We start from the raw sequence: 12628 nt of genomic DNA on the forward strand, positions 1-12628 counted from the left end.
GACTTGCAGACCGGTCTGCGCGCAGATTCATTGCAGACCGCCTGCCCCGTATGCTCAAAATCGAACAGATTCACCGAAGAGGCAGCGTCCACAATAGAATGCCGGCGCCTTTTCATTTATCCAGGGTTGTGGAACCGGCGTCATGATCGCCGATCTTTGATCCGCCCGCTGCTATTCCCTGACGGAGTGCCCATGCCGGCCCAATCCCAATTTTCTCGCGCCGCCTCCACCGGTTCAGCCGCCAGTGCCGGCTTCTCCGAGACGGCACTGCGGCGGATCGACGATCATCTGCAGCGGGTCTATGTCGGCCCAGGCAAGCTCGCCGGCACGCAGACTCTGGTCTATCGCCGCGGCCAGATCGCGTATCGCTCCTCGCTCGGCCATGCCGACCGCGAGCGCAACGTTCCGATCAAGGACGACACCATCTTCCGCATCTATTCGATGACCAAGCCGATCACCTCGGTGGCGCTGATGATGCTGTTCGAGGAAGGTCGCGTCCAGCTCGACGACCCGGTGGCGAAGTACATTCCGGAATGGGCCAATCTCGGCGTATTCCAGGCCGGCATCGCGCCGCTGTTCCTGACCAAGCCGCCGGCGCGGCCGATGCAGGTGGTCGACCTGCTGCGACACACCTCGGGCCTCACCTATGGCTTCCAGAACCGCACCAATGTCGACGCCGCGTACCGCGACAAGGGCATCGGCGCGTTCGAGAAGGCCGGGACGCTGGAGTCGTGGATCGCCGACCTCGCCCGCATCCCGCTGGAGTTTTCACCCGGCGAAGCCTGGAACTACTCGGTCTCGACCGATGTGATCGGCTACCTGGTGCAGAAGATCAGCGGCCTGCCGTTCGAGCGGTTCGTCAAGCAGCGCATTCTCGATCCGCTCGGCATGGTCGACACCGACTTTCACGTCCCGCCGGCCAAGGCGCATCGCCTCGCCGCCTGCTACTCAGCCGACGGCAAAGGTGGCATGCAGCTGTCGGACGATCCGAAGACCTCGAGCTTCCTGACGCCGCCCGATCTGATCTCCGGCGGCGGCGGGCTGGTATCGACCACCGACGATTATCTCACCTTCTGCCGCGCGCTGCTGAACGGCGGCGAACTGAACGGCGTCCGCCTGCTCGGGCCGAAAACGCTGAATCTGATGACCACTAATCATCTGCCAGGCAATCGCGATCTCACCGAGCTGTCGCGCTCGATGTTCAGCGAGGCCACCAACGCCGGCATCGGCTTCGGCCTCGGCTTCGCGGTGAACATGAACCCGGCCCAGACGCTATTGCCCGGCAGCGTCGGCGAGTACTATTGGGGCGGCGCCGCCTCGACCGCATTCTGGATCGACCCGGCCGAAAAGCTGATCACCATCTTCATGACTCAGCTGCTGCCCTCCAGCGCCTACCCGATCCGCCGCGAACTGCGGACGATCGTCTATGGAGCGATGACGGAGAGCAATGTCTAATTAGACGGCGGTCTCTCCCCGTTATTCCGGGGCGCGAGCATAGCGAGCGAACCCGGAATCGATAACCACCGTGCTCGTGTCAAGCACGGTAGCGGCGGACGCGGTGCCTCATGGCAAATACAGGGGATATGGATTCCGGGTTCGCGCCAAGTGGCGCGCCCCGGAATGACAAAAGAGAGGTCCAGCGAAGTCTATCGGCCTTCTGATCAAATCTTCCGCTCACGTCCCTGCCAGAACGGATCGCGCACCGCGCGGCGCAGGAGTTTGCCGACCGGGCTCTTCGGCACCTCGTCGATGAATCGCACTTGCTTCGGCACCTTGTAGCTCGCCACCCGGTCGCGCGCGAAGGCAATCAGTTCGGCCTCTTCGGCGGATGCATCCTTGCGCAGCGCTACGAACGCCGCGACGCTCTCGCCCCATTTGTCATCGGGCAGACCGACGATCACCACCTCCCGCACCGCCGGATGCGCCGCCAGCGCATCCTCGACCTCGCGCGGATAGACGTTGTAGCCGCCGGTGACGATCATGTCCGAGGTACGGTCGACCAGATACAGGTAGCCGTCCGCGTCGAACCGGCCGACATCGCGCGTACGCAGCCAGCCGTCCGGCAGGAACATCTGCGCGTTCAGCTCGGGCGCGTTGTAATAGCCCTTCATTGCGAAAGGCGTCCGCAGAGCGATTTCGCCGGCCTCGCCCGCCGCGACCTCGTCGCCGTCCTCGTTGACCAGCTTGATCTCGCAATCGATCGACGGCCGACCGCAGGACGCCAGCCGCTGCTCGGCATTCGGGCCGACGTGATCCGCCTTCGTCAGATGCGTGATGAAGATCGGAGCTTCGGACTGGCCGTAATACTGTGCGAAGCGAGGGCCCCACTGCTTCAGCGCCCGCAACATCACCGGCCGCGGCATCGGCGAGGCGCCGTAGATGATGCTCTTCACCGAAGAGAAATCGGCCTGCTCGATGCCGGGATGATCGAGCAGCATGCCGATCATGGTCGGGACCAGATTGAGCGCGGTCGGCTTCCAGCGCTCGACGGCGTCGAGATAGCTCGCCGGCGTGAAGCCCGGCAGCACCGCGGCCACACCGCCACGCAGCCAATACGGCACGATGAAGCAACCGGAGGCGTGGATCATCGATGCGGCGTGCAGCATCACGTCGCCCTCGCCGACCTCCATGTTGATCAGCACGTTGGTGGCCATGGCGCCCCAGCTCGCCTGGGTGTGCTCGACCGCCTTCAGCTTGCCGGTGGTGCCCGAGGTGAAGATCGTGATGACGACGTCGTCGGGTTCCGGTCGGCGCGACGGCAGCGCATTGGACGCACCTTGTGCGAGCTGCAGAAGATCGTTCGGATCCGATGCATGGCCGATGCTGATTAGCTTCAGCCCCTGCATCGTCCCGGCGATCTCCTGCGCCCGGTCGGTCAGATCAGTGCCGTGGATCAGCGTGTCGACGCCGGCGCCTTCGAGCATCTGCTGCTGCTCGACCAGCGACAGCCGGGAGTTCAGTGGCACGCGCGAGAGACGCGATTTGACGAAGCCGAAATCGAGCGGCAGCGTGTAGATCGAATTGTTCAGCAGCAGCCCGACGCGGCGACCGACCTCGAGCTTCAGGGTGTCGATCAGCACATTGGCGATGCGGTTGGACAACAGATCGACTTCGGTGAACGTCATGCGCTGATCGCCGAACATCACCGCCGTCTTCGGCCCGTGATAGATCGCCCCGCGCCGGATCATCTCGGATGCCAGCATCGTCGTCCTCCCTTGTCGCGCCCGCCGCTTGTGTGCGGCGTGGCTGCCAATTTACCAAACCATCCTCTGGTCATTCCGGGGCGCGCGCAGCGCGAACCCGGAATCCATAACGCCAGCGCTCTCGTCTTTCGGCGAAGTAGCTACCGCCCTGCTCTCCCACGATCACAGGGAGTATGGATTCCGGGCTCGCCGCTGCGCGGCGCCCCGGAATGACAAAAGAGAGGCTGTCTGCAGTCCGCTCACTTCCCCGGCCACACCGGCTTGCGCTTCTCCGCGAACGCCTTCAGGCCTTCCTTGGCGTCCTCGGTCATCGCCAGCAGCGCGATCTGGCTTTCGGTGTAGGCGATGCTCTCGTCGAACGACATCGCGGCGATCGCGCGCATCGCGTATTTGCCGCGGCGGATCGCAGTCGGCGATTTGTCGGTCAGCCGCTTCACCAGCCACTCCACCTTGGCGTCCAGTTCCCCGGCCGGCACGACGTAGTTGAGCAGGCCAGCTTCGCGCGCCACCTGCGCGTCAAAGGGCTCGCCGGTCAGCGACCATTCGGCGATCAGCCGACGCGGCGCGATGTCCTGCAAAAGGCTCATCACCTGCATCGGGAATACGCCGACCTTCACTTCGGGCAGGCCGAATTGCACGGTGTCGGCGGCGACTGCCATATCCGTCATGCACAGCAGGCCCATGCCGCCGGCCATGCAGGTACCGTTGACGCGGGCGATGGACGGCTTGGTGGAGTTCTGCGCCAGTCGCAGCAGATCGGCGTAGTCGACATTCGGTTTCGAAAAGTCGAACGCGAACGCCGCGCCGGTGGATTGCAGATCGGCGCCGGCGCAGAACGCCTTGTCGCCGGCGCCGGTCAGCACGATGACACGCACCGACGGATCGTCGTGCGCCTGCTTCCAGCCGCGGGTGATGCCTTCAACGACGCCGGCGTTGATGGCGTTGCGCTTGTCGGGGCGGTTTATGGTGATCCACAGCGCTTGCTCGCGCTGTTCGATGATCACGGCGTCATTGCTCATGCCTTGTTTCCTCAGTCTTCGTCATTGCGAGGAGCGAAGCGACGAAGCAATCCAACTTCGTGCACTGCGCTTTGGATTGCTTCGCTTCGCTCGCAATGACGGGGATAGTCAGTGCTCCAGAACTCTAAGCCGCCGCTTCGATCTGCGCGACGATGCGGCCGGTGGTGACCTGCTCGCCTTCGGCGACGTCGATCGCCACGATGCCCGAAGTCGGCGCGAGATGCACGTGCTCCATCTTCATCGCCTCGAGCGTCAGCACCGGCTGGCCGGCCTCGACCCGGTCGCCCGGCTTGACCAGCACGGCGACGACGCGGCCGTTGAGCGCGGCGCGCAGTTTGCCGTCGCCACCGCCACGTGCCGCGCTTTGCGGCGCAGCCCGGGTCAGATCGACAATGCTGTTCTGCACGCCGAGCCGCTGCACGAACAGCCGCTCGCCTTCGCGGTGATAGACCGCCGTCTCGCTGAAGTCCTCGGCCTGGAAGCGGATGCTGTCGGCGCTCAGTGCTTCGATCGCGAAGCTGATCCGCCGCCCATCGTGAACGGTCACATAGCGGCCGTCGCGCTCTCGCAGCACTTCGCAGCTGCGCGCCACGCCATCGAGCTCGAACTGCAGCAGCGTCGGGAACGCGGCGGCTAGCGACCGGCCCGCGCGATGCGGATGCGCGTGCGGATCGGTGACGTAAAGTAGCAGCGAAGCGACCGCCCAGGCGGGCACCGCGTCCTCCGGCAACGCACGCGCCAGCGCGTCGCGATGCTGCCCGATGAACGCAGTTGTCGCTTCACCGCGCGCGAACACCTCGTGACGAAGACACGCCGCAAGGAAGCCGCGATTGGTGGTGACGCCGAACGCAACCGTGTTATCGAGGCCGTGAACCAGCTTGCGCAGCGCCTCCTCCCGGCTGGCGCCAACCGCGATGATCTTAGCGATCATCGAGTCATAATACGGCGAGATCTCCGAGCCGGATTGCAGCGCGTGCTCGACGCGCAACTCGGCCGGCATCCGCCACACCGCCATCCGGCCGGATTGCGGTATGAAGTCCTTGTCGGCGTCTTCCGAGCACAGCCGCACTTCGATGGCGTGGCCCTTAAAGGTCACGTCATCCTGGCGCAGCGGCAGCGGCTCGCCGGCGGCTATGCGCAGCTGCAGCTCGACCAGATCGAGCCCGGTGATCGCTTCGGTGACCGGATGCTCGACCTGCAGCCTCGTGTTCATCTCCATGAAGTAGAACTGGCCCTGCGCATCGAGCAGGAACTCCAGCGTGCCAGCCCCCTCATAGCCGATCGCCTTGACGGCATTGACCGCCACCGCGCCCATCTGCTCGCGCAGCGCTGCGTTGACCGCCGGCGACGGCGCCTCCTCGATCACCTTCTGATGCCGGCGCTGCACCGAGCAGTCGCGCTCGCCGAGATGGATAGCGTGACCGTAGCGATCGCCGAACACCTGGATCTCGATGTGCCGTGGCTCCATGATGGCGCGTTCGAGGATAACAGTGGGATCGCCGAAGGCGCTCTGCGCTTCGGAGCGTGCGCTGCGCAAAGCATCGGGGAGCGCCGCCGCATCCTTCACCAGCCGCATGCCGCGGCCGCCGCCGCCGGCCACGGCCTTGATCATCACCGGGAAGCCGATCTTGCCGGCTTCTGTGATCATCGCAGCATCGCTCTGGTCCGCGCCCTGATAACCGGGCACGCACGGCACGCCGGCCTTCAGCATGATCTCCTTGGCGCCGGCCTTGTTGCCCATCGACGCGATCGATTCCGCCGACGGCCCAATGAACACCAGCCCGGCGTCGCGACACGCCGCGGCAAAATCCTCGTTCTCAGCCAGGAAGCCATAGCCGGGATGCACCGCGTCGGCGCCCGCGATCTTCGCGGCTTCGATCAGCGCTGGAATGTTGAGATAGGATTCCGAAGGCTGCGCGCCGCCAATCAGCACCGCCTCGTCGGCTTCGCATACATGCGCGGAATCGGCATCGGCGGTCGAATAGACGGCAACGACGCCGTAGCCCATGCGGCGCGCGGTGCGCATGACACGCAGCGCGATCTCACCACGGTTGGCGATCAGGATCTTGGTGAAAGGAGTGAGTTTCGACATCTGGGCCATCGTCATGCTCGCGACACCGCGAACTGCATACGCTGCGGCGTCCGCGCGTCGCTCTCGCGGCAGATCGCCAGCACTTCGGCAAGCACCGCGCGGGTGTCGCGCGGGTCGATCACGCCGTCGTCGAGCATGCGCGCCGAGGTCGCGAACACGTCCATCTGGCCGTTGAACACCGCGGTGATGCCCGCCTTCATCTGATCGAGCTTTTCGCGATCGACCGGCACGCCCTTTCGCGCCGCGCCCGCCTCGGCGACGATCGCCATCGTCTCGGCCGCCTGCTCACCGCCCATCACCGCCGTCTTCGCGTTGGGCCAGGAGAAGCAGAAGCGCGGATGGAAGCCGCGGCCGCACATGCCGTAATTGCCGGCGCCGAACGAGGCGCCGCAATAGATGGTGATCTGCGGCACCGTGGCCGACGTCACCGCCTGGATCATCTTCGAGCCATGCTTGATCATGCCGGCCTCTTCATACGCGCGGCCGACGATGTAGCCGGTGGTGTTGTTGAGATAGAGGATCGGCGTACGCGATTGGCAGCAGGCCTGGATGAAGTGCGTCGCCTTGTTGGCGCCGGCCGGATCAAGCGGGCCGTTGTTGGTGATGATGCCGATCGGCTGGCCGACGATCTTGGCGTGTCCGCAAATCGTTGCCGGGCCGTAATTCGGCGACATCTCGGTGAAGTCGGACTCGTCGACGATGCGGGCGATTACCTGGCGCATGTCGACCGGCCGCTTGTGGTCCATCGGCATGATGCCGAGCAGCTCTTCCGCATCGTACAGAGGCGGATGATAGCTTGCCGGGTCCGGCCCGGGACCGGAGCGATCCCACGGCAGACCGGCCATGATGTCGCGCGCGATCCGCAGCGCGTCGCGGTCGTCTTCGGCGAGGTAATCGCCGAGACCCGAGATCGAGGTGTGCATCTCGGCGCCGCCGAGCTCTTCCTCCGTGGCGATTTCGCCGGTCGCGGCCTTGAGCAGCGGCGGCCCGGCGAGAAACGCCCGGGTCCGGCCACGCACCATCACGATGTAATCCGAAAGACCGGTCTGATAAGCGCCGCCCGCTGTCGACGAGCCGTGTGTCACGGTAACGACCGGCAAGCCCGCGGCCGACAGCCTCGCCAGATTGCGAAAAATGTTGCCGCCGCGGACGAAATCCTCGACCCGATAACGCAGCAGATTGGCGCCGGCGCTTTCGACCAGTTGCACGAACGGCAGCTTGTTCTCCAGGGCCAGTTCCTGAATGCGAATCGACTTGTCGAGGCCGTAAGGCTGCAGCGCGCCGGCGTCGATGCCCGCGTCGTTGGCGCTGATCACGCAGCGAATGCCGGCGACGTAGCCGATGCCACCGATCACGCCGCAGCCGGGCACGCTCTTGTCGGCGTTCGGCGTGTCGAACATGTAGCCGGCCAGCGTCGACAGTTCGAGGAACGGCGTGCCCGGATCCAGCACCAGCGCGACGCGCTCGCGCGGCAGCAACTGGCCGCGCTTGTGAAATCGCTCGGCGGACGCCGCCGACGCCGTACGCGCTCGCGCCTCCAGCATCCGCACCCGGTCGATCAGCGCCAGCATGCCGTCGCGGTTGGCCCTAAAGCCCTCGCTTCCCGGCGCGACGGTGGATTCGATGATTGCCATTCAGCTTGTCCTTGTGCTTCCGGAAGCGCCTCAAGACGTCGGCTGGCCCGGAATCTCTCTGCTCTCTTTCGTCATTCCGGGGCGCGCGAAGCGCGAGCCCGGAATCCATAACCACTGCAGGGAGTATGGATTCCGGACCTGCGCCGCTGACGCGGCGCATCCCGGAATGGCCAACTCCATTGGCGTGCCCTAGCCGGTCTTCTCCATCATGAAGTAATCGGCGTGCTGATCACGCAGCTCGACCTTGCGCAGCTTGCCGGTGGCCGTCATCGGCATTTCGTCGACGATCTGCACCAGCTTGGGCACCTGGAAGCCGCCCAGCGACTTTCTGCAGTGCTCGATGATCTCGGTCTCGGTCGCAGCAGCACCGGGCTTCAGCTTGACGAAGCCGGACACCGCCTCACCCCATTGCGGATGCGGCAGACCGACCACCGCGGCGTTCATCACTGCCGGATGCGCCAGCAGCGTCTCCTCGATCTTGACCGACGCGACGTTCTCGCCGCCGGACTTGATCATATCCTTCTTGCGGTCGAGGAACAGCAGTTCGCCGTGCTCGTCGATCAGCGCCAGATCGCCGGTGTGGTGCCAGCCGAACTTGCGGGCCGCCTCGGTCGACTCCGGATCCTTGTAGTAGCCGAGCATCACGTTCGGGCCGCGATGCACGATCTCGCCGACCTGGCCGCGCGGCAGCAGGTTGCCGTCGTCGTCCATGATCGCGGTTTCGTTGACGATCGTCGACTCGCCCCAGTAGTTGCCGAAACGCGCCAGCTGTCTGTCCGGCTGCGACATCGTGGTCGCCGGATACATCTCGGTCTGCCCCGACGGCTGAACGAAATTCGGAGACAATTCGGCGATGGCCCGCTCCAGCAGCGGCCGCGGCATCGGCGCCATGGTGTAGATGCAGCAGCGCAGCGTCGACAGGTCGAACTCCTTGCGCCGCGGATGATCGAGAACCGCCTGATACATCAGCGGCAGGCCGATGAAGACCGACAGCTTGTCGCGCTGGATCGCCTCCATGCAGGCCACCGGATCGAAACCACGCATCAGCGCCAGTTTGCCGCCAACCGTCAGATAGCTCAGCAGCAGCACATGCGCGGCGCAATGGAACAGCGGAAACTGCCCGCTGATCGCGTCGGTGCGCGACAGCTGCATTTCGATGGCGTTGCTCATCGCCGCCATCACCACCGCCAAATGACCGTGCATCGCCCCCTTCGGCCGCGACGTGGTGCCCGAGGTGTAGATGATCATCGCGAGGTCGCGATCGTCGAATGCGACGTCCGGCTCGATCTCGGACTGACCTTCGATCAGTTCACCGAAGCTCTTCAGTCCGGTCTCTGCCGCCTTGCCGGTGAGATCCACCGCGACCAGGGAGATGCCCCGCTGTTCGAGTGCGGCGCGACGCTCCGGCTGGGCGTGCAGATTGTCGTCGATCAGCGCGAACTTCACCTCGGCATGGTCGAGGATGTAGCCCATATCGCCAGGGCCAAGCATGGTGTTGATCGGCACCCAGACGAGACCGGCACGGTGAATGCCGAACAGCGCTTTGACGAAGTCGACCGAATTGTTGCAAACGGTCGAGATCTTGTCGCCCGGCTCGAGACCGCGGGCCAGCAGAGCATTGGCGAAGCGATTGGCGTCGCGGTCGAGTTCCTTATAGTTGACCTGACGGCCGCCGTCGGTCAACGCGATGCGGTCGGCAAAGCGGATCGCCGATTTTCGCAGGATGTCGCCGATCGCCACGCGACCGATCCGGCCCGGTCCCGGCACGCCGCCGGTCGCCTCAAGACTGCTCATGGATACTCCCTCGGGTGAGGCAGCTCTTGCGGCTGCTTGGATGAAAGCTGCACGACTTCCGTCATTGCGAGGAGCAACGAAGCAATCCAGCTCCGTGCAGCGAACTCTGGATTGCTTCGCTCGCAATGACGACTCGCTAGTTGAGAAGGCCGTAGATCTTCCGCGCCTCTTCAGGCGACGCGATTTCGCGCCCGGCCCGACGCGCGCAGCCGGCGATCTCTTCGATCAGCTGACCGTTCGACGTCACCTTCTCGCCGTTAGCGAGATAGAACGTGTCCTCGAGCCCGGTGCGGAGATGGCCGCCATGATCGGCGCAGGCCTGATGCAGGGGCCAGATCTCGGCGCGGCCGATCGCGGTGACCTGCCAATGCGCGTCGGGACGCTTCAGCTTCAGGATGATCGGCAGCAGATCCGGATCGGCCGGCATTCCCGAGGCGACGCCCATCACGAAGTTGTATTCGAGCGGGCCCGAGTACATGCCGTTCTGCACATACATGCCGACGCAGCGGACGATGCCGACGTCGAAGCATTCGAACTCCGGAATCGTGCCGGCATCCTTCATCGCGCCGAGAAAATCCTGAATCTTCTCGACTGAGTTGTCGAACATCATCGGCGGCCAGGCCCAGCTGTTGTCGGCCTTGACCTTCAGGTAGTTCAGCGAGCCGGCGTTACAGGCGGCGATCTCCGGCTTGGTCTCGCGGATGCAGGCGAGCGGCCCCTCGTAGTGGGGACCGGACGTGCCCGACGTATGATTGATGATGACGCCCGGGCACGCTTCGCGGATCGCCTGCTGGATCTCGCGCGACACCGCGACATCCCAGGTCGGCAGATGCCCCTTGTCGGGCCGCTGGTCGCGCAGATGGATGTGCATGATCGAGGCGCCGGCGTTGAACGCGGCCTTGGCCTCACGTGCCATCTCTTCCGGCGTCACCGGAACGTGATGCTGCTTCGGATCGGTCAGCACGCCGTTCAGCGAGCAGGTGATTACGGCCTTGTCGCTCATTCCTCATCAACCCTTTCGGTGATGCTGCGCCAGCGAACGAACCGCGGCGCAGACCAGTCGATCAGGATGATGCGGAAGCAGCGCGAGGGCTTCTTGCGTGCACGCGCTGCTACACGCGAGGTGTGAGCGTCAGGGCCGTCCCTGGCGGAATTCCGCGGCGTTCACCGCATGCGGATCGCTGCGCCAGATCGCCAGATCGCGCGAGCCCGAGAAGATCGCGCGCGGCTGCAGTCCGTAGAAGCGGCGGATCGAGTGGCTGAAGTGAGTCGAGTCCGGATAGCCGATATCCTGCGCCAGGTGCGCGAGGTTGATCTCGGAATTGACGAAGTGCAGCAGGTGCCGCGCCCGCTTCCAGGCCCGCAGCGCGCGGAACGACACGCCGGTTTCGTCCTTGAACAGATGCAGGAAGCGCGACTGCGACAGGTTCGCCGCCACCGCGCAATCCTCGGCCGTCACGGCGGCACCGGTGATGTCGTTGAGCCGGGCGAGCGCAGCCGTGATGCGCCGGTCGATCCGCCGCGCCGGCAGCGCCTCGCCGAAGAACAGGTTGTCGAATTCCGAAGTGGTGAATCCTTCTCGCCGCCCGGCCGTGACCAGCGATCGATGCGCCTGCCGGACCCGCTCGGCCAGCGTGCCATCGGCCGAGCCGGCAATCCGCGCACCCAGCACCGCCATCGGCAACACGGTTTCGGGCTCGATCACCAGACAGATCACGCTGCGGCTGTCGCAGTCCACATTGTGCGGGACGTAAGGCTGGACGAAAGCCATCGCGCCGGTCTGCGCCTGACCATCCTCGATCGTCACCCGCAACTGCCCGTGCAGCGACACGTAGATCGAATAGGCGCCGCTGGTCCGGCGCCGGGGCCGGCCGAGCAGACCGGCATAGAATACCCGTTCAGGGCTGATCAGCATCAGATGTCCGGACGCCGGACACGCCTCGTCACTCATGGGTCCTCCCGGGATCTGCACCCGTTCCCGCACCAAGATGCGGCGCCCTCTTACGGAGCGGGCGCAGAATACAGCAACGAAAGGCATTGTCACCGGGCAGGATTGCCGCGGAACGCGCCCGGGCAGAGCCCACCCGGGGCGGCGTGTCAGGCGCGCCGGGCCACCTTCTGCTCGTCGCCGGCCCGGATTTCCGCCTCGGCGGCCCGGCGATAGCCCTCGCGCTGCTGCAGCCGCTGCCAATAGGCGGCGACGTTCGGCCCGAACTGTTTCGACAGGCCGAGATTGTCCGCCAGCCGCAGCGCATAGCCGATCACCACGTCGGCGGCGGTGAAGCGGCCCTGGCTCAGCCACTCGGTCTGCCCCGTAGCCGCCTCGACGGCCCGCAGCCGGCCGAGAAACCACTTGGCGTAATCCTCGACCACCTGCGGCTGCCGCCGTTCGTTCGGCTCAAGCGTGCTGTAGCGCAGCACGAGGGTCTGCGGGAATGTCAGCGTCGCGTCGCTGAAGAACATCCAGTTCAGATAGGTACCGTAGTCGCTCTCGCCCACATCGACCACCAACGGCGTCGGGCCGTGCTTGGTGCCGAGATAATGGCAGATGCCCGAGGACTCGGTCATCTTGGTGTCGCCGTCGACCATGAACGGGATGGTACCAAGCGGATTGATCGCGAGATACTCCTTGGCGAGCACGCGCGGCGGAAACGGCAGCATCTTGAGCTCGTAGTCGAGCCCCATCTCCTCCAGCATCCACAACGGCCGAAACGACCGCGCGCCGTGGCAGTGATACAGAGTGATCATCGATTTCGCTCCCTTGCCGAGTCATTGCTTAAAGCGCCGCCGCCCCTGCAGCCGCTGCGCGCTCCCTCGCCCCGCTCTTGCGGGGAGAGGGTTGGGGTGAGGGGCGACGCGGGCAAGGACTCTCGGCCCTGCAGATAC

General features: G+C 65.1%; 9 protein-coding genes. 1 reads left to right on the forward strand and 8 read right to left on the reverse strand.

The window, feature by feature from the left end:
* Positions 1–192 precede the first annotated feature (192 nt).
* A complete protein-coding gene (locus IP86_RS18565; protein WP_054163914.1) occupies positions 193–1455 on the forward strand; it encodes a serine hydrolase domain-containing protein in 1263 nt (420 codons plus the stop codon).
* 206 nt (positions 1456–1661) lie between these two features.
* Here the strand turns inward: IP86_RS18565 and IP86_RS18570 are convergent, their stop codons facing one another.
* From IP86_RS18570 to IP86_RS18605, 8 genes are all read right to left on the reverse strand, one after another.
* Positions 1662–3203: a class I adenylate-forming enzyme family protein gene (locus tag IP86_RS18570; protein ID WP_054163915.1), complete on the reverse strand. Its 1542-nt coding sequence runs from the start codon at positions 3201–3203 to the stop codon at positions 1662–1664.
* Positions 3204–3442: 239 nt separating this feature from the next.
* Entirely contained in the window at positions 3443–4222 is a 780-nt protein-coding gene (locus IP86_RS18575) for an enoyl-CoA hydratase/isomerase family protein (RefSeq protein ID WP_054163916.1), read from the reverse strand.
* A gap of 124 nt (positions 4223–4346) precedes the next feature.
* Positions 4347–6314 (reverse strand): acetyl/propionyl/methylcrotonyl-CoA carboxylase subunit alpha, encoded by a 1968-nt coding sequence (locus tag IP86_RS18580; RefSeq protein ID WP_082364089.1) that lies wholly within the window; start codon positions 6312–6314, stop codon positions 4347–4349.
* An 11-nt stretch (positions 6315–6325) separates the two neighbouring features.
* A complete protein-coding gene (locus IP86_RS18585; RefSeq protein ID WP_054163918.1) occupies positions 6326–7948 on the reverse strand; it encodes an acyl-CoA carboxylase subunit beta in 1623 nt (540 codons plus the stop codon).
* Between the two features lie 189 nt (positions 7949–8137).
* A complete protein-coding gene (locus IP86_RS18590) occupies positions 8138–9742 on the reverse strand; it encodes an AMP-binding protein (protein WP_054163919.1) in 1605 nt (534 codons plus the stop codon).
* Positions 9743–9878: 136 nt separating this feature from the next.
* Complete coding sequence (locus tag IP86_RS18595; protein WP_054163920.1) at positions 9879–10745, reverse strand: beta-keto acid cleavage family enzyme; 867 nt, start codon at positions 10743–10745, stop codon at positions 9879–9881.
* A gap of 129 nt (positions 10746–10874) precedes the next feature.
* Positions 10875–11693: a helix-turn-helix transcriptional regulator gene (locus tag IP86_RS18600; protein WP_054163921.1), complete on the reverse strand. Its 819-nt coding sequence runs from the start codon at positions 11691–11693 to the stop codon at positions 10875–10877.
* A gap of 146 nt (positions 11694–11839) precedes the next feature.
* Positions 11840–12490, reverse strand: coding sequence for a glutathione S-transferase family protein (locus IP86_RS18605; protein WP_054163922.1), 651 nt, complete (start codon positions 12488–12490; stop codon positions 11840–11842).
* Positions 12491–12628: the final 138 nt, after the last annotated feature.

This window comes from Rhodopseudomonas sp. AAP120, from assembly GCF_001295845.1.
Classification (GTDB): Bacteria; Pseudomonadota; Alphaproteobacteria; order Rhizobiales; family Xanthobacteraceae; genus Rhodopseudomonas.

Excerpts from the sequence above, each read along its gene's own strand:
- IP86_RS18605 (WP_054163922.1), bottom strand. The coding sequence starts at position 12,490 with ATGATCACTCTGTATCACTGCCACGGCGCGCGGTCGTTTCGGCCGTTG.
- IP86_RS18585 (WP_054163918.1), bottom strand. The coding sequence starts at position 7,948 with ATGGCAATCATCGAATCCACCGTCGCGCCGGGAAGCGAGGGCTTTAGG.
- IP86_RS18595 (WP_054163920.1), bottom strand. The coding sequence starts at position 10,745 with ATGAGCGACAAGGCCGTAATCACCTGCTCGCTGAACGGCGTGCTGACC.
- IP86_RS18600 (WP_054163921.1), bottom strand. The coding sequence starts at position 11,693 with ATGAGTGACGAGGCGTGTCCGGCGTCCGGACATCTGATGCTGATCAGC.
- IP86_RS18570 (WP_054163915.1), bottom strand. The coding sequence starts at position 3,203 with ATGCTGGCATCCGAGATGATCCGGCGCGGGGCGATCTATCACGGGCCG.
- IP86_RS18565 (WP_054163914.1), top strand. The coding sequence starts at position 193 with ATGCCGGCCCAATCCCAATTTTCTCGCGCCGCCTCCACCGGTTCAGCC.
- IP86_RS18575 (WP_054163916.1), bottom strand. The coding sequence starts at position 4,222 with ATGAGCAATGACGCCGTGATCATCGAACAGCGCGAGCAAGCGCTGTGG.
- IP86_RS18590 (WP_054163919.1), bottom strand. The coding sequence starts at position 9,742 with ATGAGCAGTCTTGAGGCGACCGGCGGCGTGCCGGGACCGGGCCGGATC.
- IP86_RS18580 (WP_082364089.1), bottom strand. The coding sequence starts at position 6,314 with ATGTCGAAACTCACTCCTTTCACCAAGATCCTGATCGCCAACCGTGGT.